This window comes from Cardiobacteriaceae bacterium TAE3-ERU3 (assembly GCA_019218315.1).
GTDB lineage: Bacteria > Pseudomonadota > Gammaproteobacteria > Cardiobacteriales > Cardiobacteriaceae > JAHUUI01.
Genome location: JAHUUI010000005.1, coordinates 20,329 through 42,691, shown reverse-complemented (window position 1 = coordinate 42,691; position 22,363 = coordinate 20,329). Strand labels below are relative to the sequence as shown.

At 48.3% G+C, this 22,363-nt stretch carries 22 protein-coding genes; 10 read left to right on the top strand and 12 right to left on the bottom strand.

The genetic code is table 11. The annotated features are described in order from the left end of the window. The first annotated feature begins 1 nt into the window (after position 1). From infC to rplT, 3 genes are all read left to right on the top strand, one after another. Complete coding sequence (gene infC, locus KRX19_09770; GenBank protein ID MBV7435311.1) at positions 2 to 520, top strand: translation initiation factor IF-3; 519 nt, start codon at positions 2 to 4, stop codon at positions 518 to 520. Between the two features lie 128 nt (positions 521 to 648). Beyond that, entirely contained in the window at positions 649 to 837 is a 189-nt protein-coding gene (gene rpmI / locus KRX19_09765) for a 50S ribosomal protein L35 (protein MBV7435310.1), read from the top strand. 10 nt (positions 838 to 847) lie between these two features. After that, entirely contained in the window at positions 848 to 1,201 is a 354-nt protein-coding gene (rplT, locus tag KRX19_09760) for a 50S ribosomal protein L20 (protein ID MBV7435309.1), read from the top strand. 179 nt (positions 1,202 to 1,380) lie between these two features. On the opposite strand, the gene KRX19_09755 is transcribed toward rplT, so the two are convergent. Beyond that, a complete protein-coding gene (locus KRX19_09755; GenBank protein MBV7435308.1) occupies positions 1,381 to 2,265 on the bottom strand; it encodes a DegV family protein in 885 nt (294 codons plus the stop codon). A gap of 413 nt (positions 2,266 to 2,678) precedes the next feature. Between KRX19_09755 and pheS the strand changes: the two genes are divergently transcribed. Genes pheS through KRX19_09740 form a run of 3 tightly spaced genes read left to right on the top strand, consistent with a single transcriptional unit; the run spans position 2,679 to position 6,392 of the window. Next, on the top strand, positions 2,679 to 3,719 hold the full coding sequence (gene pheS, locus KRX19_09750; GenBank protein MBV7435307.1) for a phenylalanine--tRNA ligase subunit alpha: 1,041 nt from the start codon (positions 2,679 to 2,681) through the stop codon (positions 3,717 to 3,719). An 11-nt stretch (positions 3,720 to 3,730) separates the two neighbouring features. Next, positions 3,731 to 6,091: a phenylalanine--tRNA ligase subunit beta gene (pheT, locus tag KRX19_09745; protein MBV7435306.1), complete on the top strand. Its 2,361-nt coding sequence runs from the start codon at positions 3,731 to 3,733 to the stop codon at positions 6,089 to 6,091. Positions 6,092 to 6,095: 4 nt separating this feature from the next. After that, positions 6,096 to 6,392, top strand: a complete 297-nt coding sequence (locus KRX19_09740) for an integration host factor subunit alpha (GenBank protein MBV7435305.1) — start codon at positions 6,096 to 6,098, stop codon at positions 6,390 to 6,392. A 162-nt stretch (positions 6,393 to 6,554) separates the two neighbouring features. Here KRX19_09740 and KRX19_09735 read toward each other — a convergent pair whose 3' ends face one another. From KRX19_09735 to KRX19_09725, 3 genes are all read right to left on the bottom strand, one after another. Next, complete coding sequence (locus KRX19_09735; protein ID MBV7435304.1) at positions 6,555 to 6,920, bottom strand: hypothetical protein; 366 nt, start codon at positions 6,918 to 6,920, stop codon at positions 6,555 to 6,557. Positions 6,921 to 7,009: 89 nt separating this feature from the next. Then, positions 7,010 to 7,339 (bottom strand): DUF883 family protein, encoded by a 330-nt coding sequence (locus tag KRX19_09730; protein ID MBV7435303.1) that lies wholly within the window; start codon positions 7,337 to 7,339, stop codon positions 7,010 to 7,012. A 109-nt stretch (positions 7,340 to 7,448) separates the two neighbouring features. Beyond that, on the bottom strand, positions 7,449 to 8,687 hold the full coding sequence (locus KRX19_09725) for a multidrug effflux MFS transporter (GenBank protein ID MBV7435302.1): 1,239 nt from the start codon (positions 8,685 to 8,687) through the stop codon (positions 7,449 to 7,451). Positions 8,688 to 8,896: 209 nt separating this feature from the next. Between KRX19_09725 and KRX19_09720 the strand changes: the two genes are divergently transcribed. Then, positions 8,897 to 9,397, top strand: coding sequence for a hypothetical protein (locus tag KRX19_09720; protein MBV7435301.1), 501 nt, complete (start codon positions 8,897 to 8,899; stop codon positions 9,395 to 9,397). Between the two features lie 67 nt (positions 9,398 to 9,464). Here KRX19_09720 and ung read toward each other — a convergent pair whose 3' ends face one another. Together ung and KRX19_09710 are read right to left on the bottom strand one after the other, a co-directional pair. Next, positions 9,465 to 10,187 carry a uracil-DNA glycosylase gene (gene ung, locus KRX19_09715; protein ID MBV7435300.1) on the bottom strand — a complete coding sequence of 241 codons (723 nt, stop codon included), beginning with the start codon at positions 10,185 to 10,187 and terminating at the stop codon, positions 9,465 to 9,467. A gap of 5 nt (positions 10,188 to 10,192) precedes the next feature. Further along, positions 10,193 to 11,572 (bottom strand): mechanosensitive ion channel, encoded by a 1,380-nt coding sequence (locus tag KRX19_09710; protein ID MBV7435299.1) that lies wholly within the window; start codon positions 11,570 to 11,572, stop codon positions 10,193 to 10,195. Positions 11,573 to 11,757: 185 nt separating this feature from the next. Here KRX19_09710 and KRX19_09705 point away from each other — a divergent pair, with 185 nt between their 5' ends. Then, positions 11,758 to 13,101 carry a DUF2254 domain-containing protein gene (locus tag KRX19_09705; protein MBV7435298.1) on the top strand — a complete coding sequence of 448 codons (1,344 nt, stop codon included), beginning with the start codon at positions 11,758 to 11,760 and terminating at the stop codon, positions 13,099 to 13,101. 52 nt (positions 13,102 to 13,153) lie between these two features. Here KRX19_09705 and KRX19_09700 read toward each other — a convergent pair whose 3' ends face one another. The 6 genes from KRX19_09700 to def are packed head-to-tail and all read right to left on the bottom strand — an operon-like array spanning position 13,154 to position 19,885. Then, positions 13,154 to 14,509 (bottom strand): sigma-54 dependent transcriptional regulator, encoded by a 1,356-nt coding sequence (locus KRX19_09700; protein MBV7435297.1) that lies wholly within the window; start codon positions 14,507 to 14,509, stop codon positions 13,154 to 13,156. Next, positions 14,502 to 16,646 carry a HAMP domain-containing protein gene (locus KRX19_09695; GenBank protein MBV7435296.1) on the bottom strand — a complete coding sequence of 715 codons (2,145 nt, stop codon included), beginning with the start codon at positions 16,644 to 16,646 and terminating at the stop codon, positions 14,502 to 14,504. The genes KRX19_09700 and KRX19_09695 overlap by 8 nt, the downstream gene beginning before the upstream one ends. Next, positions 16,628 to 17,164, bottom strand: coding sequence for a DUF4390 domain-containing protein (locus tag KRX19_09690; protein ID MBV7435295.1), 537 nt, complete (start codon positions 17,162 to 17,164; stop codon positions 16,628 to 16,630). Before KRX19_09690 ends, KRX19_09695 begins: the two co-directional genes overlap by 19 nt. Then, positions 17,161 to 18,420, bottom strand: coding sequence for a 16S rRNA (cytosine(967)-C(5))-methyltransferase RsmB (gene rsmB, locus KRX19_09685; protein ID MBV7435294.1), 1,260 nt, complete (start codon positions 18,418 to 18,420; stop codon positions 17,161 to 17,163). The genes KRX19_09690 and rsmB overlap by 4 nt, the downstream gene beginning before the upstream one ends. After that, on the bottom strand, positions 18,420 to 19,361 hold the full coding sequence (fmt, locus tag KRX19_09680) for a methionyl-tRNA formyltransferase (GenBank protein ID MBV7435293.1): 942 nt from the start codon (positions 19,359 to 19,361) through the stop codon (positions 18,420 to 18,422). The genes rsmB and fmt overlap by 1 nt, the downstream gene beginning before the upstream one ends. Continuing rightward, a complete protein-coding gene (gene def / locus KRX19_09675) occupies positions 19,361 to 19,885 on the bottom strand; it encodes a peptide deformylase (protein MBV7435292.1) in 525 nt (174 codons plus the stop codon). The genes fmt and def overlap by 1 nt, the downstream gene beginning before the upstream one ends. 123 nt (positions 19,886 to 20,008) lie before the next feature. On the opposite strand from def, the gene KRX19_09670 reads away from it, so the two are divergent. Together KRX19_09670 and dprA are read left to right on the top strand one after the other, a co-directional pair. Further along, a complete protein-coding gene (locus tag KRX19_09670; protein MBV7435291.1) occupies positions 20,009 to 21,241 on the top strand; it encodes a LysM peptidoglycan-binding domain-containing protein in 1,233 nt (410 codons plus the stop codon). 68 nt (positions 21,242 to 21,309) lie between these two features. After that, positions 21,310 to 22,350: a DNA-processing protein DprA gene (dprA, locus tag KRX19_09665; GenBank protein MBV7435290.1), complete on the top strand. Its 1,041-nt coding sequence runs from the start codon at positions 21,310 to 21,312 to the stop codon at positions 22,348 to 22,350. Positions 22,351 to 22,363: the final 13 nt, after the last annotated feature.

The window sequence follows — 22,363 nt, the reverse complement described above, 5'->3', positions numbered from 1 at the left end:
AATAGCTAAGCAACAAGAAACTCGGGTTAACGATAAGATCACCGATAAAGAAATTCGACTGGTCGATGCCGATGGCGAACAGCGCGGCGTCGTATCAATTGATGAAGCTTTGCAGGCAGCTTATGACCAGAATATGGATCTAGTGGAAGTCGCACCAAATGCACAACCACCAGTGTGCCGAATCATGGATTACGGCAAGTTCCGGTTTGAGCTGCAAAAGAAGCAACAGGAAGCGCGGAAAAATCAGAAGCGCATCCAAGTAAAAGAGGTCAAATTCCGTCCTGGGACGGACGAGGGAGACTATCAGGTCAAACTACGCAACCTGACCCGTTTCCTCGAAGGTGGCGATAAAGCCAAGGTCACGGTACGTTTCCGTGGCCGCGAAATGGCACACCAAGACCTCGGGCGTGATTTGCTCAACCGCATTGAAGCCGATTTGGCCGAAGTGGGTACGGTAGAGCAAAAAGCTGGTATGGAAGGCCGTCAAATGACGATGGTCTTATCACCAGTTAAAAAGTAATTACGTCACATTCACGCGATAACCGTGCAGCGCTTGCGCCGCACGGCTTTTGCGTATTTAAGGGGTTACCTACTTTTGTAGGTAACAAAAAGATAAAAGGCTAAACAATACAATGCGGAGTTATTACCATGCCTAAAATGAAAACACACCGAGGCGCCGCAAAGCGCTTCAAAAAGACCAAAAATGGTTACAAGCGTGCCAGTTCACATCTGCGTCACATCCTGACCAAAAAGCCGACCAAGCGTAAGCGTCATCTGCGCGGTACTTCACAGGTACACGCAAGTGATGTTAAAGCAATCAAGCAAATGATCGGTTAAGGAGTAAAGCATGGCACGAGTTAAAAGAGGCGTCACTGCGCGTGCGCGTCACAAGAAGGTTCTGAAAGCAGCTAAAGGTTATTACAACGCTCGCCGTAAGGTATTTCGTGTTGCTAATCAGGCAGTCATCAAAGCGGGTCAATACGCTTATCGTGACCGCCGTAACAAGAAGCGTCAGTTCCGCCAGCTGTGGATTATCCGTATCAACGCGGGTGCTCGTCAGCATGGTTTGTCTTACAGCCGCTTTATCAACGGTCTGAAGAAAGCTGGTATCACTGTTGACCGCAAGATTCTTGCTGAGTTGGCAGTTTATGATAAAGCTGTCTTTGCAGCACTGACTGAAAAAGCGAAAGCAGCACTGTAAATTTTCTTTACAGAGATGCAAAAAACGGCCACTTTAGTGGCCGTTTTTTGTGCGTACTCAAGTGAAGGTAAGCTGGTTGAGATGGCGGTTTTTGCACTGTAGTACTGTTCCAGTGTTCTAAAAATATGGCATTTCCCACAAGTGATACTTCTTTGGTATAAGTCGATAAGGCTGTAGCTTTACTTAGCCCAAGGAGTTTCATCTGTTTGGTAAACGCGAACTGCAAGGCAATTTAGGCCGGCAAGCTGTGCCATCACCGGGGTGATTGGCATGGTGGCAATATGGTTCTCCCCCAGTTTTTCAGCGAGTGTTGTGCAGAACCACTCACTGATGCTGTGGTTACTGGGGCATATAACATAACCCGAATATGGCGCATTACCGATATAACGGCGTATTTCATTGGTAAACTGATCTACTAGTGCTTCTTCACTGTTTACTGCTGTGATGTAGCGTATTTCCCCTTCACCTGTGGCTACTGCTATAGGGAACCGGGCATGGTGTTGTGGTGATTGCTTGCGCAGTATATCCACAAAAATAGTTTTTGGTGCGTATTCTAAATCCATCACGCAATAGAGCATTATGCTGTTACGCTCTAGTGTTGCCAACTCTTTGATAATTGATGTTGGCGATCTGCCTTTATTCAGTAGTCGTTCTGCGTATACCGCCAATAATCCGGCACAAAATCCTTGTGTGACTGAGCCATAAAGATTTATTTTTGCTTGGTTTTGTTCGCTGAGCTTATCGATGGCAAGCGTGAAATTTCGATAACAGTCAAGTTGTTCTGAAACGACCACAAATAATTGCTCATACCCAGCAGCCAGTAATTCATTGAGGTTGGCGCTAATCTCCTCAACACTTGGGGAGATAAATGTGATGTTGCTGGTTTTATCTTGCAGGTGATGTTCTCGCATTTGGATGGCGCAAAAATCTTCAATATCTGTGAGGCTGATCAGATTGCCTTCACCTTTAATTTGTGCATGCCCGTAAATTGTATAGATGTTATGTGGCTGGTCGTAATAGTCAAGGCCGCAGGATGAGGTGGTGATAACGATGTTTTTATTCATAAGATGGTGTTCTATGGTTAATATGCTCAGTATTGAGTGTAGTTACGGGATATATTGTGGAGGTTATGTCTAGTGCTGACCAAATAATAGATGGTATTTGGTAGTAATAAGTTGATTTGTCCCATTTTGGCTACCTTAACTTAACCTCGAATTTTTAAGGGTTGTTCACGACGCAGGTTGTGATATTTCGTCACTGACAGGTGTCTATTGTCAGGTTTTTTACGTACGAGCGATAATTCATTTTGGCAATACTACGGGAAAACGAATCTATTGGCTGATCAAGTTAGGGAGAGATGATCGAAATTTCATGGACTACTATAGTCAAGTGGCTGCATCAAGTGATGCAATGGTAGGCATGGTTCAGGCATTTTGCTATGATGCTTCGTTTATTATCATTCTGTGGATATTCCCCAATGAGCGAATCAGCTTCACAACAAGCGCTGCAACAAGCACTTGATGAGACGTTGCGTGATGCGCTGCAAGCGTTGGCTAATGCCAATGATTTGAGTGCGTTGGATGACGTCAAAAATACTTATCTGTCAAAGAAGGGACTATTTGCCGGGCATATGCAAATGCTGGGTAAAGCGGAGCCTTCCGAGCGACCACTATTAGGCAAAATTATCAACGAAGCCAAGGGTGAATTGCAGCAGGCACTGCAAGCGCGCCAAAGTGAGTTACAAGAGGCGGCGTTGGCGGCTAAGCTTGCAGCCGAGCGTATTGATATCACTTTGCCTGGGCGCAAAGAAGCGGTTGGCAGCTGGCATCCGGTAACCTTGACCCGTCGTCGTATTGAAGATTGGTTTGATCGGCTTGGCTTTGCCGTAAAAGAAGGCCCGGAAATTGAAGATGACTTTCATAACTTTGAAGCACTCAATATTCCGGCACACCACCCGGCGCGCGCTATGCAGGATACTTTTTATTTTGATCCACAGACGGTGTTGCGTACGCATACGTCGAATGTTCAAATTCGGACGCTGGAAACCGAACAGCCGCCACTGCGTTTTATTGCGCCAGGGCGAGTGTACCGCTCTGATTCGGATGTGACGCACACGCCGATGTTCCACCAAGTCGAAGGTATGGTGATTGATGAACACACGACGTTTGCTGATCTTAAAGGTGTCTTGATTCACTTTTTGCGCGCATTCTTCGAGCGTGATGATTTGGCAGTGCGCTTTCGCCCATCTTTTTTCCCATTCACTGAGCCATCTGCAGAAGTTGATATTGGGTTTGCCGATGCAAATGGTAAGGTCGATAAATGGCTTGAGGTATTGGGCTGTGGCATGGTTCACCCGAATGTATTGCGCCATGTGAATATCGATCCTGAGCGCTATCAGGGCTATGCTTTTGGTATGGGAATTGAGCGATTGGCGATGCTGCGTTATGGCGTTAATGATTTACGGATGTTTTTTGAAAATGATGTGCGCTTTTTGTGTCAGTTTCAAGCAGGGGAATAAGGAGTAAAGTTATGCGTTTGAGTATGAATTGGCTCAAGGCACATGGCCTTGATCTTCCTGCTGATGAATTGGCACAGCGTTTCACAATGGCGGGCTTGGAAGTGGATGAGGTTATCCCTGCCGCACCTGCATTCAGTAAAATTGTGATTGGTGAAGTGAAAACGCTGGAAGCACACCCTGATGCAGATAAGCTGCGCGTGGCAACGGTCGATGTTGGTGCGGATGAGTTGTTGCAAATTGTCTGTGGTGCGCCGAATGTCGCGCAAGGTGTGAAAGTACCAACAGCATTGGTCGGCGCTGTATTGCCAGGTGATTTTAAAATTAAAAAATCCAAGCTACGTGGTGTGCCATCTCATGGCATGCTTTGTTCGGCGCGTGAGCTGGGCATCAGTGACGATCCTGCCGGCTTGATGATTTTGCCTGAAGATGCACCGGTCGGTGAGGATATCCGTAGCTGGTTAGAACTCGATGATACCATCTTGGATATTGATTTAACCCCTAACCGTGCTGATGCGTTTTCCGTTCGCGGCTTGGCGCGCGAAGCTGGCGTTTTATTCAATACTGATGTTGATCTTGAGACGGCTGCAGACAGTGCGAGCTCTCAAGCAGCGACAGTTAGCGTACAAAATGAAGCAGCTTCAGCTTGCCCACTGTATCTTGCACGTGAGATCAAAAATGTCGATCTGAGCAAACCGACACCATTATGGTTGGCTGAGCGCCTGCGTCGTGCTGGTGTGCGTCCGCATGATGCCGTGGTTGATGTCACTAACTATGTGATGATGGCACTCGGTACGCCAATGCATGCATTTGATGGCGATAAAATTGATGGCGGGATAGTTGTGCGATTCGCTAAAAAAGGTGAGTCGTTGCAATTACTCAACGAGCAGAAAGCAGAGCTTGATGATGACGTATTGCTGATTGCAGATGCGCAAAAACCACTGGCACTTGCCGGTGTGATGGGTGGGGCTGACAGTGCCTGCCACGCACAAACCCGCAATATCGTCTTGGAAGCAGCATGGTTTGATCCAGTTTGTATTGCAGGTAAAGCGCGGCGTTATGGCTTGGCGAGTGACAGTGCGCAACGTTTTGAACGTGGGGTGGATTTTACCCTGCAGCAAGCAGCAATGGCTCTTGCGACCCAGTTGATCACAGATATTTGTGGCGGTACGGTGCACGATATTGTCGCAGATGAGCACAGTGATAAATTGCCGCAGCGTGCAGCAATTACTCTGCACCGTGATGCTATTGCCAAGCGCGTTGGCCGTAGTTACGAAGATACGCAGATAGAGACCATTTTTAAGCGCCTTGGATGTAGTGTAAGCAGTCAAGATAATGGCTGGTCGATCACTCCCCCAAGCTGGCGCTTTGATATGGCGATAGAGGAAGACTTAATCGAAGAGATTGTCCGCGTTGATGGGTATGACAAAGTTGATGCGGTTGTGCCTGTGGTTGATTATCGCCCGCGAGAGACACAAAACAGCCTCTATGGACACAGCGAAGAACTGATCAGAGCAGGCTTTAATGAGGCTATTACTTATAGCTTTATTGATCGTGCTAGCCATGAAGCATTTTTCCCGGGCGACGCAGCAATCTTATTGCATAATCCGATCAGTGCACAGCTTGCTGAAATGCGCCTTAGTCTGTTGCCAGGATTGGTCAATACAGTGGCGTATAACCGCAATCGCCAACAGCTTGATTTACGTCTGTTTGAAACAGGTAAAGTATTTATTCCTAACGGTACTCGCGCTGTTGATTGTACGCAGGAAATGCGTATTGGCGGTGTGATGTGTGGCCGTATGTATCCTGAGCAATGGGCACAGGATGGGCATTTGGTCGATTTCTATGATGTCAAAGGTGTGGTTGAAACACTGCTTGATGGGCGTGGTGAATATCTACCAACTGAGCAAGCTTACCTGCATCCCGGGCAGGGTGCGGATGTGTTTATTGATGGTCAATACGTTGGCTGCGTCGGTGCACTACACCCAAATCTACAAAAGACTTTGGGTATGAAAGGAAGTGCCGTGTGGGTGTTTGAGCTTGCCTGTTCGGCATTACGTGCAGCTGATGTGCCGGTATTCAATGCGATAGGTAAATACCCGGCTGTACGCCGTGATTTGGCGTTAGTCGTTGATAAGTCAGTCGCGGCTGCAGACATTGCAGCATTGGTACGTAATGAGGCTGGAGAATGGCTTGCTGACACATTCTTCTTTGACCAATTTGAAGGTGAACGCCTCGGTAAGGATAAAAAGAGTCTTGCTATTGCAATTATTCTTCAAGCAGAGGATAAAACCTTGCAAGATGAAGAAGTTGAGCGTATGATTGCCGCCCTTATCGAAAAACTACAACAATCGTTTAACGCAGAATTAAGGTGAATCCATGACATTAACCAAAGCCGATATCGTCGAATCGATTATTTTGCAGGTAGGGCTCGAACGCCATGATGCCAAGCAAATGGTTGATGACATGTTTGAAGAAATCCGTGCATGTCTGGCTGATGGTGAGCCGGTAAAACTATCCGGCTTCGGCAACTTTGAATTGCGTGACAAAAGTCAGCGCCCTGGTCGTAACCCAAAAACCGGTGAAGAAATTCCTATTTCTGCCCGCCGTGTGGTTAGCTTTAAAGCCGGCCAAAAACTCAAAGCTCGGGTTGCTGAGAGCAAACCAAGAGATTAAGCATTATCTTGCTGTAAAGCCGCCTGTTTCAGGCGGCTTTTTTGTTGTTGAATAATAATTTCTACATAGCGTTTAGCTTGGTATTGGTTGGATGATATGTTTTGAAAGATCAGGCAATAAAAAAGCGCCATTACGGCGCTTTTTTATAACAGATGGGCTTGTTTATCTCTTCCGAGCAGTACGCCAGCCGAGAATCAGTGAAACAAGCGCTACACCAAGTACCGCTTTACTTGGCTTACGGCGGATAACCGTTTCGGCTTTTTCACCGAGATACTTGGCCTGAACTTGAGCACGATCACCCAACTGTTCAAGAGTTCGCAGAGGAGCGTCGATAGGGCTTTTGCTTTGATGCTGCTTGCGCTTAATTGAGACCGTAATCAAAATGATGATGGCGATTAATGCAAAGCCAGCGGCAAAAATCAGGTTAACAATCGGGCGATCGTAGTATTCAAGTAGAATTTCATGCCCGGCAATTAACGCGAAGATACTGGCTACCAAAAATAGGCAGCCAGCAATGATTTTCAGCAAAATATACTTCGGCGCTTTCGATTTAAGTCCCGCACTGACACCAAACTGTACGAGGCCTTTAACAAAAAGGGCTTTCAGTAATGCTCTCATTAACGGCGAGTCAGGAAGCCGATAACAAAGCCAATACCTGCAACGATAGCAAGTGACTGCAGTGGCTTCTCACGAACACAGTCGTTCAGGTCATCAATGCTGTCGCTGAACTGATCGCGTGCGCGGTAGTAGTATTCTTCACCAGCGTCGCTGACGTCTTCCCAGATGTTTTGGGCGCGGTCAGCAGCGTCGTAATACGCACGACGTGCACGGTTTTGATATTCATCAGCTTTGCTCTCTGCGAGGCTTTTCAGTGTCTTACTGATTTCAGCAAAGTCCTTACGAACGTCAGCCAAGTCAGATTCAAGCTTTTCTACACGTGGATCCATTTTTATCTCCTTAAATGGTATTTTAGTAAACGTCACTTGTCAGTTTATCATGCTGTCGGGCTGAAGGTAGTTTGTGAATAAAAATTATACAAATAATATCAACGTTATTTTAAGTGCCATAATCAGTATTGGCTCTTTCCTGTTGATGGTGCGTTATGCGGCAGACGACAATATTCAGTATAAATACTGAGGCGGTGATGCTGATATAGCCGATGGCAATTGGGTAGAGCGTTCCGTTGAATAGGCCTGAGATGAAGTGTGCAATTGCGACGCCAATAATTGTCATGACTGATCCAACCAATGCTGATGCAGTGCCGGCAATTTTGGCATGTGGTTCGAGAATCAGGCTATTGAGGTTGGGCATGAGTATGCTGTAGCAAAACATATGAACCATCAGCAACGCGACAAAAAGCAATAATGGCATTTTGCCGCTAAATAACATTGTCGCAAATAGCATGCTGGTATCACTGACTAACATGGCAATGAGTGCGTAGTGAACCATTTTATGCATCCCAAGACGCATGACCAGCTTTGAGTTGAGCAGTGAGGCTAGCACCATACCGCTGGCGGTGATGCCAAAGATGAGCGGGAAGAGGTCGCCGAGTGCATAGACGTCGCGCTGAAATATTTGTTCGGATTGGCTAATGTATATCATGAGCATCGCAAATAGCATGCCGAGCATGGCAAGGTAAATCAGGGTTGGTTTATGAGTAAGGCATTGATTGATGGCATGGCCAATATTGGCCATGCTGAAACGGCTACGGTGTTCTGCGTGCAGGGTTTCAGGGAGATCAATGATGACCCATGCCAGCGCGATTGAGCCCATCATGACGAATAGCCAAAATATGTTGTGCCACGAGCCGTAATTGAGCGCAACTTGGCCTATAGCTGGCGCCATGACCGGGATAATAATAAATACCATCATGACAAATGACATGATTTTTGACATCAGCCGACCGGAGCTGACATCCCGTACTACAGTTAGGCTGATAACACGCGGTGCTGCAAGCCCGACGCCTTGCATAAAGCGTGCTATCAGCAGGTAGGTGAAGTCATCAATGAATATGACGGAAGCCGAGGCAATGATATAAATCACGATACCGGTGCAGAGGATGATTTTACGCCCAAAAACATCAGCTAATGTACCGAAGGGTAATTGAAATAAGGCGAAGCCAAGCATGAACATGAATACGACTTGTTGGATACGGTTCTCCTCCGCAAGTGGCAGTGAAAAGTCGGTCGTCATTTCTGGAAATGCGGGTAACACTGCATCTATGCCAAAGGCGGTCAGCCCCATGAGTAGAGCGATCAGAACAATAAAACGTTTTGTCGAGAAAAATGCGTGCATGGAAAGTTATTTATCTCGGATAAGGCAATTTATAATGAACTTGGTCTCGAAAACTTGCAATAGCAGTATTTCAGAATATCGGCTATTCTGATTATCGGCAATGATGGGTATTTCATGAGAATGTATCTGTAAAAAATAGCTGGTGTAAGAGCTTGACGATTATCGGTTTTTGCTCTTAAATGAATTTTTATTAAGTGTAGGGAGTTAGTATGAAATCTTTATTGAAATATGGGCTGGCTGGCTTGTTGGCTATAACTTTTCTATCAGGCTGTATCGCTACGGGCACGCGTATGGATTATGCTCAAGTGAACCAAATTCAGCGTGGTGTTACGACTGAACAGCAGATTCGTGCCATGTTTGGTGAACCTGTGACATTGGAGTTGAACCAAAAAACAGGTGTTAAAAAGCTGACTTATGGCTATCGCAATAGTGATGAGATCAAGAAGGCTGCAGCGGGCACAGGTGGTGCGATTGCCGGTGGTTTACTTGGTAGCCAAATTGGCGGTGGTAGTGGTTCGGTTATTGCCGGTTCGCTTGGTGCTGTTGCGGGTGGCCTGCTTGCTGATAATGCAGTAACGGCACGCCAAGAGTCGCAGTATTTGGAAGTGTTGATCTCTCTGGCAACAGGGCGCGTTGTTGACTACAACTTCACAGAATCCAAAGGCCGTACACAGTCTTGGAGTGTTAATTCGGGCGTTGGTGCACTGTAATTTTTTACCTCATGCTTATGCAAAAAAGCCGGGCTTTGACCCCGGCTTTTTTATGGGCAGCGTTTGCTTAAATTTGCCAGTTGATTGGCTTTTCACCTCGCGCTTGCAGAATACGGTTGGTTTCTGCGAAATGATTGCAACCGATAAAAGCACCACCAGCCAGCGGTGAAGGGTGGACTGCGGTAAGAATATGGTGCTTTTCTTGATCGATTAATGCGGCTTTCTGCTTGGCAAAATTTCCCCATAAAAGAAAGATAATACCTTCGCGTTGCTCGGAAAGGCGGGCAATGGCAGCGTTGGTGAATTGTTGCCAACCAATGCGCGAATGGCTGCCAGCGTTTCCTTCTTCAACCGTTAGTGAGGCATTGAGTAATAACACGCCTTGCTCGGCCCATGCGGATAAGTCGCCATGGTTTGGCACGCGGAAACCTTCAATACTACGGGCGAGTTCCTTGTAAATATTTTTTAGCGAGGGTGGTACAGCTATCCCTTGCGGTACGGAAAATGAAAGCCCCATTGCCTGGCCTCGCCTGTGGTAAGGGTCCTGACCGATAATCACGACACGGACTTGGTCAAAAGGGGTTCGGTCAAAGGCATTAAAAATCTGCTTGCCGGGTGGGTAGATGACTTTACCTGCATGCTTTGCTTCGAGTAAATTTTGCTTGATCACGCTAAAGTATGGTGCGCTGAACTCATCGTATAAGGCGCGTTTCCACCCTGATTCAATGGCAACTTGCTCAGGATCAACGCGGATGCCTGATTGATTGATGTCGGATTCATTGGTTGGCATGTTGCTTAGTCCTTCAAAAGATTCTGTTGGCTTTCTGGTAAATCTGCATTAGCGCTCTGGGCCTCAATGTCTTTACGTTCATTAACGAGATCACCTTCGGCTGGGGTCACACTTTGTTCGTCTTGCTCGCTGCGCTGTGGCATTTGTTCTGGCTGAGTGCTGCTGGCAGAAGATGGCTGTGGTTCACTACCTGCCTGAATAATCGGTACACCTTGAGGGAAGATGACTTCACGTGCATCGTCCGGCATGGATATACCTGCATCAGTGAGTTTGCGCTTGATCAGGCGTAGCAAGGCAGATTGCACTTTGAGTTTGTCGTATTGTGCGCCGTTGTACCAATAATAGACTTTTAAATTAACTGTGGCGGCGCCAAGGGTGTCGACCAGAGCCAGTGGTGGCGGATCTTTTTGTACGGCCTCATGGCTACCGACAATTTCGATCAGTAGGCTTTGTGCCATACTTACTGGGGCATCATAGCCAATGCCAATACTGAGCACATTACGCCGTGCATCTGATGCACTATAGTTATTAATAATGCTTTTAAACACGGTGGCATTAGGGATTTGGATGTGATTACCTTCTGGTGAAAGCAGAATGGTGGTGCGCGTATTCATGTTTTGGACAATGCCAGTTTGTTCGGCAACTTCGATTAAATCGCCAGCACGGAATGGCCGACGAATGCTGAGTAGCAGGCTGGCGAGGAAGTTCTCGGCGATGTCGCGGAAAGCGAAGCCAAGTACGATACCGATCACCCCCGCGCCGCCGAGTAATGACAGTGCGATGCTGGTCAAGCCGGCAACTTGCAAGACGACATACAGGCCGATCAATAGGGCTGGCGTGGCGATTACTTTGGCAACGATGTCAGTCAGTAGTGGTGAGTCAATGCGTCGTGCCAAAAAGCCGTTCATGATGCGATAAACTAACTTGGCGAGCAGCCATGCTAAAGGCAAAATGACGATCGCAAGAATAATCAACGGCAGGACGCCGACAAAGCGATAAACCAACCTTTTCAGTTCATTGTAAGCAGGGCGAAAGCTCCAATGCGGGGTCGGGTCAACTTGGATGCGGTTAACCACTGCAACGACATCTTGTGTTTTGTTGGCCAAGTTTCTTGCCCAAACCCGCTGATCTTCAGTACCAGAAAGCCCGTCGAGAAAGACGACACCTTCATCAACGCGCACTTTGATGTCTTTGTACCAGCCGGTTGTAACCATGATTTCGCGGATACGCTTGGCGATCGCGTCATCACGAGCAACTGGCTCAACAGCCACGGCTTGCTCAGGTTGGTCAACAGGGTCAGTGGCCGGTGGCGGCGTAATTTGCTGTGCAAATGTATTGATGCACGATAGGCAGATAAAGGCGAGTAAGGTGCGAAATGTCAGCACTACGGTACTCCTTGGCATGAAGATTGGTGTGATTAGCAGCGGTTATTGTCATGGATTGATGGGGGAAGTCAATGCTGAGGCGCATATTAATCCGTAAAGCTGTTTGTGTAGATCAATGCTGTGATGAATATCCGGCAAAGGTGGTAAGTTGATATATCATGACGCTTTTTGAGACGGAATTTGCTATGTATCGTTTCTGGCTATGGCTGCGTCGGCCGCAAAATACCCTTTGGGCGACACCGGCATTGGGTGCTTTATTTGCCATTACAATGGCGGCACTAGCAGCCGTCATGCCACGCTTCCTATTACCGCAAGACTTTAGTTTTCCGGATATACAGTTGGAAACGATAGATGATTTGCTTGATGTATTGTCGAGCAGCATGTTGGCTGTCACCACATTTTCTCTGTCGATTATGGTGTCAGCATTTGCCTCGGCTTCGAGTGGTGCAACTCCTCGCGCGACGCAGCTGGTAATGGCTGACGACAATACACGGGTAGCCATCGCAAGTTTTATTTCGGCGTTCATTTATGCGGTGATCGCCAAGACGGCACTTGGCATGGGCTACTATCATCAAAATGGTCGCTTTGTGTTATTTGTCGCGACGGTTCTGGTGCTCATCTATTTGATCATCACATTGATTCGCTGGGTTTTTACGCTCTCTCAGCTGGGGCGAATGAGCAATACAATCCGAAAAATTGAGCAGCAGGCCAAGGCCACGGTTGCTACATACCGAGCGGAACCATTTCTCGGTGCAGCGGGCACTGAGCCCGATGGTGAGCCGGTGATGTGGTTGAATAATCATGAAACCGGCTATTTGACCCACATCAATATGGCAATGCTCAACGAACTTGCCTCAGCCGGTAATTACCGGCTTCACATCACTGTGCGCCCGGGCAAACTACTTTATCCGGGTGATACTTTGGCAAAGCTATATGGCTATGAGCCCCAACATCAGAATATCAAAGCATTGCGGGATTGCTTTGTGGTGCAAGATAACCGCAGTTACGATCAAGATCCGCGTTATGGTTTGATTATATTGAGTGAGGTCGCGCAACGGGCATTATCTCCTGCGGTGAATGATCCGGGTACGGCGATTAAGATCATGACGGTTCTTGCCAATATCATGATCAGCGTCAAACCCAGCCGTGATGGGCAGCCTGAAGTGCCGTATTACCGCCTGAGTATAGAACCATTGGTTGAGCAGGATTTAATTGTGCAGCCATTTGATCCAATGCTTCGCGATGGTGCGGGTAACCTTGATATTGCCGAACGTGGGCAAAAAATACTCGCAGCCATTTGGCGCCATGCACCGGAGCAATCTATCCGTGAGGTGGCGCGTTGGCAGGCGAAGCGTGCTTTGGATTATCACGAAGCGAGCGATATGCTGGTTACAGATAAAAGCTTTATACGCGAAGTACATCATCGCTTGTTTATTCGCAGTGAACACGGCGTGGTTGATTCCATTTGGCAGTTTGATTGTGCCAAGCAAATGCGGCCAGGTGAGGCTGAGCCGCATCATGATAACTAAGCAAGCAATTTACAGCCTTATATCTCTATCACTTATTCGTAGTGAATGCCGATTAATTTGGCTTTTGGGTTGGGTCGATACCAAGGCTGCGCAGCTTGCGGTATAGATTGGTGCGATCCATGCCGACTCGCCCGGCCAGCTGTGCGACGTTGCCGTCGCAGTGGCGGAATTGCTCGAGCAAATATTGATGCTCAAACATCTCTCTGGCTTCACGTAGCGATAGATCTTTGGGAATGATTTGCGACCATGTGTCTTCCTGAGCCGGTGTATCCAACGGTTTCAAGGATTCTTGAGCTTCTTCAAGGCCAACTTCCGGGTCTTCACTTTTGAGCAATAAGCGCTGGACGAGATTGCGTACTTCGCGGATATTGCCTGACCATGTTTGCTGGCGCAGGAAGTTTTGTGCAGGCAGAGTAAAGTGGCGATAAGGCATTTCTTCACTGTCGGCAAAGTGGCGTGCAAAATAATCGAGAAGATCCGGGAGATCTTCGCTGTGTTCGCGCAAATCGGATGTATGTAGGGTGGAGACGGTGATCTGGTCAAACAAAGCCGGGTTGAGTTGTTCTTTGAGTAGATTGAGCGGTAAGCGGCTAGCGAAAATCAGACGTACATCAACGCTATGCTTGATGCCATCTTGCCCCAGGTATTCGCCGTGTTCGAGTAACTCACTGAGTAGCGCCTGTGATTCCTCATTAAGCTGGCTGGCTTCGTCTATATAGAGCGTACTGCCATCAGCTTGGCTAATCATGCCGGGCTTTTTACCGTCGCCGATGAGGTGTACAAGCATACGTTCTGCGTCCATGGCTGCGATATTGACGCTGATAAAGCGGTTTTGCTTGCGTGCGCTGTGTTGGTGAATATAGCGCGCTACTTGCTGCTTGCCACTACCGGCATTCCCGGTGATGGTTAGTGGAGCACTTTTATCTGCAAGTTGCTCTGCACGCTGGCGCAGCTCATTCATCAGGCTGCTGTTGCCGATCAGTTCAGCCGGTGGGTCCAGGCGCGAGCGTAGCGTGGTATTTTGTGCTTGCAGGTTCTGCGTTTGTAAGGCACGGTTGATAATCAGCAGCATTTTGCCGGTTGAAAGCGGCTTTTCAAGAAAATCATAAGCACCAAGCTTGGTCGCTTCAACGGCAGTTTCGATATTGCCGTGCCCACTCATCATGATGGTCATGGTGTGGTTATTGCCATTTTCCTGCCATTCGCGTAGCAGTGTAATGCCATCTGTATCGGGCATCCAGATATCAAGCAAGGCGAGATCCGGGGTGTGCTCACGGTATAGCTCCCGCGCTATTTCGGCATTTTCAGCGGTGAATACACGATAGCCTTCATCTTCAAGAATGTCGGCAATGGTTTCAAAAATCATGGGTTCGTCGTCGACGATGAGGATGCTGGTGTCTTTATTCATGTGCTGTATTAATGGGTAAGATGATGGTGATTTTAGCACCGCCTAGGGCACTGCTGTTACCGATGGTGATTTGTCCGCTGTGCTCTTGAATGATTTTTTTGACGATCGCTAGCCCCAGCCCTGTACCTTTGCTTTTGCTGGTGACGTATGGCTCGAAAGGATCGTGTTCGAGATCATTGAAGCCTTTTCCGCTGTCGCAAATGGTGATGGTTACCTGATTATCGGTGTGCTCGGTATACCAAATGGCCTGCCCACCTTCACCAGCAGCTTCAAAGGCATTTTTGGTTAAGTTGATAAAAACCTGACGTAGCTTGACCGGATCAGCAATCACCAGTGGCAATTGTGTGTCAGCTTCAACGTGAAGGTTATGCTCAGGATAGAGGTCGCAAATTTCTTGCAGCAGATGATTGATGTCGACGTGTTTGCGGCGCAGTTCTATGGGCTTGGCAAACTGACTGAAATCACTGACCATTTCTTTCATGGCATCGACTTGGTTGATGATCATATCCGTTGCGCGATGCAAAATGCGCAAGTCTTTTTCATCGTGTAGCTTGTCTGCGAGCTTGAGCTGTAGGCGTTCACTTTGTAGGCGAATTGGCGTTAGCGGATTTTTGATTTCGTGGGCAAGGCGGCGAGCAACTTCTTCCCACGCTGCGTTACGCTGATTGTGAATCAGATCGGTGACGTCATCAAAGACCAAGATGCTGACGCTGGTATGGTTGTCCGGGTCGTGTAGGCGCGTACCACGGCACATGATCACGCGGCGTGTACTGGCTTGACTGAGGGTGATCTGCTGCTGCCAGTTGTCTTTATCGCTTGTGCGCTGCTCGGCTGTGGCAAGGAGTAGTTCATCAAGGCTGTCAGCTGGTGGCTGATCTGTAGTGCCCGTATTGCGTTGCGTGAGATCAATTTCGAGGATGTGCTGGGCGTTGCGGTTGTAAAGCTCGATTTGTCCATCACTGTTCAATACGATCACGCCGGCTGTGATGTTGTCCATCAGCTTCTCAAGGTAGGTTTTTTGTTCTGCGAGCAGGCGCTGGGTACTGTCGTTGATGCGCTGAGCTTCACTGAGCGCCATACTCATGCGGTTGAAATTGTCGCCAAGGGCGCCGAGGTCATTGTTTGGCAGGCCAACCACGCGGCTGCGATAGTCGCCATCGGCAATGCGTCTGGTCGCGGTAATCAATGTGCGCAATGGTTGGGTCATGTGCTCACCGAATAATACACTGAGCCAGAAGGTAAATAGCAGGGTTAAGGCCAAAATCATGATTAAAATTAGCAGAAGGCTAGTCGTGATGTGTGGCTGCAAATATGTATAAGCCTGATGCTCTTGATAATTGTCACGCACTGACTTGGCCAGTGAGTTAAAAGATTCCGGCATCGAGAAGACGGCCTGTAAATAATAGGGATTACGGCCGAGTTTATTGATGTTGCTGAGGACGTTAATGCTGTACTCATCATCATGGCTAGTAAATTCAAAATACTCTTGTTCTTGATCGGCCCGGATCAGTGCTTCCGGTGTAGGCGAAGGTACGGTCATGACATCAAGGTTGCGGTGAGCAAATGCGACGATATTGCCTTGATAGTCAAAAACAGCCAGTGCGATGGCGTCATTGTTGCGGCGCATTGCTTCGATGTTATTGATCAGTTCGCCGTAGGTCATGTCCGTAATCAGAACACTGAGATTGCGCGTGTCATCCAATGCTTGGCGTGCACGTAGCGAGATGGCCTCACGGGTGAGTTGGAGTGCGTCATCAAGTGTTGCGGAAACCTGTCGGTTAAAGGTTTTACCGAGGTCATAGGAAAGGAACTGCCACGAGAAAAAAGCGATGATGGTGACGGGGAGTAGCGCCGCAGTGAGCATCGAGAGCCCAAAAAATACAGTGAGACGTGCGCCGCTGCGTCGCCGGCGAATATGACGCCACAAGGCAACGATCTGCCAAATAATGACACTGACCAAAACGACCAGCCCAACACCGGCAAGGATGAGCAAGGAGAGGTAGTGTTCGCTGGTCTGGCCTTCATTAACGGCTGCCTGGCTTAATCCATAAATGGCAAATAATGTCAGCAGAATACAGCTGCCGCCCGCCAACAGCGAGAAGACCACGCGGCTTAGCTTCATGCGCTTGGCTGACATGTCCACGACTCGCTTTTGAGGGTCCAATCTTGGTCGAGTAAGGTACTCAAGCGTAAAGAAACGGGTAGTTTGTCCAGATTGAGGCGCAGCTGGCTATTGAGTACAGGCTTTGCTTCTGCATTGAGCAAATTTGTGTTGGCAATCGCCATATGCTCAATATTACCGAGCACTTCAAGTGCTGCATCAACATTGATAAAACCCTGTTGGATCAGAGTCACCGGGTCTTCAACGATAAACTGGCGCGATATGTGGTCATAGCGCAGTATGCGTTCGCGTTGTAATTGATGGCTAGTAGCAAACCAGCTGTCATCCTCATCCAAAGTAATATCGAAGACAAAATAGAATACGATGCCGCTTTTCAGGGCATTCACCGGCTCTTCAGCGAGTGTAATGTCATACGCTTGAGAGAGATAGATTTGACCATCTTCGATAAAGCAATGGCCATTGCGGTAAGTGATGTCTGCATGAGCGAAATGACTCAAAAAGCAAAACAGATACAGCAAGTGCGATAGTCTCATGGTGCTTTATCCAGCAAAGCGTAAAAGAATCCATCACCATTTTCGTCAGGGAGGTGAAGCAGGCCGTGGCCCGTATCCCTACAGGCTGGATGATTCAGCTGGCGAAGTTGGGCATCGCTGTGTGCGGTGAGGAATGTTTGAACCAACTCAGCGCCTTCTGCAGGCAAAATGGAGCAGGTGACGTAAAGTAATCGACCGCCGGGCTTGACTGTTTGCCATAAGGCTTCGATCAGGCGCATTTGCTCATTCGGGAATTGCTGTAAGTCTTTGCGGCTACGCAGATAGGCTATGTCGGGATGGCGACGAATGACGCCGCTACCGGAGCATGGTGCATCGAGCAATACAGCATCAAAGGGAACTTGATCCCACCAGTCATCGAAGTGGGCGGCATCAGTGGCCTTTAGAATGGCTGTTTGACCAAGACGTTCAAGGTTTTCTTTGACTTGTTCGAGGCGTTCGTTGGCTTGATCAAGCGCCGTAACCTGAGCTTGCGGTGCGTATTCCAGGATGTGTCCAGTTTTGCCACCAGGAGCTGCACAGGCATCAAGCACGCGCTCCCCATTTTGTGGGTCGAGCAACAGTGTCGCGAGCTGAGCTGCACCGTCTTGTACCGATAGAGTGCCACTAACGAATGCTTCGCTGTCAATAATGGCACTGCCAGCCGGTATCGTCACTGCTTGTGGTGCCAGTGGGTTGCTGCGTGCAGTTGGGTAATCTCCCAGCCATTGTTCACGGTTGATCTTGGGGGATAAGCGCAGTGTAAAGGGGGGCTGACATGTGTAAACTTCCGCGAGCGCTGCTTTGTCTTCAGGGAAAGCGGCTTTTAGCCATGCCGGAAGATTGTACGCTTTGCGCTGATCGAGCAGTTCACGGCATTGTTCGCGCTCACGTTGGGCACGGCGCAGGATGGCGTTGATCAGGCCGCGTGCCTGAGGGCAGCGGTTGTCTTTGGCGAGCGTGACGGTTTCATTGATAACGCCGTGATCGCCAAGCTGCATACGCAATAGCTGATAAAGCCCCAGATTGATGATGGTGCCGATGACGTCTGCTTGGCGCTCGAGTGGTGCGCTGAGGAGTTCATCACGGATGCTGCTGAGCGATTCATATTCACGCAATGTGCCATAGACCAGTGCTTGATAAAGCCCTTGGTCTGCACTGAGGACGTTGCTACGTTGAGCTGGCATCAGTTGGCTGAGAGATTGTTTGCGCTTGATAACGGCGAGAATGGTTTCGAGTGCGGCTTGGCGTGCGTTAATCATGAAAATAGTTGTCCGGTAAGGTCGCGCCCGTTGCGTAGGTCTGCAGCGCTGGTGATTTGTTTGCCTGGCATTTGCAGGGATATGATGCGTATGACGCCATCGCTGGTTGCGATATCGAGACCGTCTTTGTCGTGTTTGATAACGGTGCCGGGTGGCGCGTGATGGGGCTGATTGAGGGCTTCTCCACGGTAAAAGCGTACACTTTTACCGTCAAGCTGGGCGTGTGCAACCGGAAAAGCGCTGAATGCACGAATTTTACGGCTGATCAGTTCGGCGCTTTCTTGCCAATTCACTGCGGCTTCAGCTTTGTTTAACTTGTGTGCGTAGGTCGCTTGGTCGTTATCCTGTGGAATAGGCTGCGATTGTTGGGCAAGAATAGTTGGTAGTGCTTCAATCAGGGCTTCACCACCAAGTTCCATCAGCTGATTGTGAAGGGTGGTTGCATCGTCTTCTGCTTTGATTGTTAGGCGTTTTTCCAGCCATACTGCACCCGTGTCGAGCCCGGCATCCATTTGCATGATGCAAATGCCGCTTTCATCATCACCAGCTTCAATGGCACGCTGAATCGGTGCTGCGCCACGCCAGCGTGGCAAAAGTGATGCATGAATATTGATGCAGCCGAGCCGAGGATAATCGAGAAACCATTGTGGCAGTAATAATCCGTAAGCAGCGACGATAATGACATCTGGACGTGGTCGGTCGGCAAAAGGCATTTCCTCTTGGCGCAATTTTTCTGGTTGCGCAACAGGAATGTCGTGTGCCAGCGCTGCTTCTTTGACAGCGCTGGCTTTTAATTTGCGACCACGTCCTGCTGGTCTGTCTGGCTGAGTAAGTACGCCACTGACGTGGTAGTCAGGATGTCGGATTAACTCGAGTAGGCTGTGTGCGGCAAATTCCGGGGTGCCTGCGAACCAGATATCAGCTGTTTTGTTACTCATTAGCTTCTGTTCTTCATCTCTTTGGCCAGTTTCTTCTCAATGCGCTCGCGCTTCAGGCGGGAAAGGTGATCGATAAACAGTACACCATTCAAATGGTCAATTTCGTGCTGCATGCAGACGCACAGCAATCCAGTTGCTTCAAATTCGTGCGAATTTCCCTCAAGATCCTGATAGCGATAGGTGATCTTGGTAAAACGCTCAACGTCTGCGTATTGGTTTGGGATAGAAAGGCAACCTTCTTGCCCCATTGCTGTTTCTTCATTGTGCTGAATGATTTCCGGGTTGATAAACGCATGTTTTCCGCTTGGTGCTTCGGGAAAATCCGGGTTTTCTGGAATGTCCATAACAACGATGCGGCGATGGATATCGACTTGCGTTGCAGCCAAACCAATGCCGTGCGCTTCGTACATGGTGTCAAACATATTTTCAACCGTCTGCGCGAGATCGGCGTCAAATGTAGATACAGGTTCGGCTGTTTTGCGTAGCCGTTTGTCAGGGTGGATTAAGATAGGTAATACAGCCATAATTAAACTCTCAATATTTGCAAGGGGTATTTTAAATTAGTGTGAAAACACCTGAAAAAAGCTATTATACGGAAAGCTTGATTGTGATTGAATTTTAATGGACAAAACGTAGGAGCTGTAATCGTGTTTTTAAACAGCAAGACAGGAGTGTTATTGGCAAGTGTGTTGGTTATTGCAGGATGCACATCGCCAAAAGAACCGTATTATCGCCAATTCGAACGACCACAAGAGCAGTGCTTTTCTGCCAGTGAATTTGCCCGTATGGGAGGCGATACGAGGTATCATGAGCAAAATGGCTTGATCAGTAATGATGCTGCTTTTATTGATGGCTTCCCGAATAATTATGTCGTTAAAAAGGGCGATACTTTATGGGATATCTCTGGTCGCTTCCTACGCAAGCCATGGTACTGGCGTCAGATTTGGTACAGTAACCCACAAATCAAAAATCCTGATCTAATTTATCCTGGCGATGTACTTAATATCGTCGTGGTTAATGGACAGCGTTATTTAACGATCACCGAGTCATATAATCCTTATCACGGTATCGCAACTGGTCGCCAGACTTCTGATGGCCGCCCTGTGGTGCGCTATGAACCAGGAATGAATGACCCAACCCTTCCAGGGGCTGCAAGCCAAATTAGCCAATCAATCCTTGGTCCATTTTTGAATAAAACCCGTATTGTTGGCGTTGAGGCATTGCCTGGATTGCCGTTTATCTTTGGCAGCGGAGAACAATATCTGACGCTTTCGCAGCAGCGTGTGATCTATACCCATGGTATAGAGGCAGAGCGTGGTACGAAGTTGGGCGTATATCGCCCAGGTGCACCAGTGTTGGATTATGATGTTGAACGACAGAAAAAGCATGAGGCTAACCATAAGCCAGAAATACTGGGACAACAGATGAGATATATTGGGGAAGTTTCTGTGCTGAGCTATAACCCGATCAATGGCCTAACGGAACTTCAGCCAACCAGTGTACTTGAGTCGATGCAGGAAGGCGATGTGCTGATGTACCCTGAAAGTGAGATGGCACCAGTTAACTTTTTCCCACGTCTACCTTCAGCACAATGCCAGCGTGGTTATATTCTCAATAGTGCTCATGACCAACAGCTTAGCATTACCGAATATGATACGGTTGTGACCAGCTTCGGGATTAGTGATGGTGCGCAAGTTGGAGATGTTTGGGCGATTGAGCGACCAGGGCAGGTACGCTTGATTCAGAATAAGCCAGTTATCATTCCTGGTGAAACAATCGGCTTTTTGATGATCTATAAAGTTTACGATAGGGTCAGTTTGGCTGTCGTGCTGGACTCTACTCAGCCGATTAGTGAAACTGATTATTTGGTACGACCTTGACGCGAAAGGAACTCAGTGCCTGGTGCTCATTATGGCGTGCGCCGGGTATTGGCTGTCTCCGTTTTAATATGCTTGTAGAAGCCTTTGGTTCGCCAGAGGCTTTTTTCATAGCCAGTACTGCACATAAGCGCAAGACAATACCCGGTATCAGCGACAAACTGTGGGCACAATGGGAATCTGCCAGAGATACAGGCAGTGCTGATTTAGCTTGGCTTGATGAAGGTGATGATCGCCATATTATTACCTTGCATGATCCAGCTTACCCACCTCAATTACGCCATATTCCTGATCCGCCACCGGTGCTGTTTGTGCGTGGAGATCCCGAGGTATTGCATGCGCCGCAGTTAGCTGTGGTTGGTAGCAGGCAAGCAGATCGATCGGCACTGCGCAATAGTCATGATTTTTCTGCTGGCCTTGCTTCCGCCGGATTGGTTATCACCAGTGGCTTGGCGCTGGGTGTGGATGGTGCTGCGCATCAAGGTGCAATCGATGGTGGTGGGCGAACAATCGCCGTCGTCGCAACCGGATTAGACCGAGTATATCCAGCTCGTCATCACAAGCTTGCAACAGATATCATCAGCCATGGGGCTGTCGTTTCTGAAATGCCAATTGGTACAGAAGTGCGCAACTATCTGTTTCCACGACGTAACCGTATCATTAGTGGGTTATCTCTGGGTATATTGGTTATCCAGGCCTCTATGCGTAGCGGATCTTTAATTACTGCGCGGCAAGCCTTGGAGCAAGGGCGTGAAGTGTTTGCCATTCCGGGCTCAATCCATGACCCTCTTTCTCATGGATGCCATGCGTTGATTAAGTCCGGTGCGGCATTAGTGGAAAGCATTACAGACATTATCACAGAGTTACGAGGGCTTAACGGAAGCATCTCCGCGCAGGCTGTAACAGGGCCGGATTATTCTCGAGAGACAACAGATTTAAGTGCAGATGCCCAAAAAATACTTTCCGCAATGTCATATGAAATCTGTACGGTTGATTATCTTGACAGCGCACTTGAATTGACGAATGCGCAAATTTCAGCCATTCTGTTAGAGCTTGAACTTGATGAATACGTTGAGCGCATGCCAGGCGGGCGTTACCGTCGCCTGCATTAAGAAGGAGGGGAAG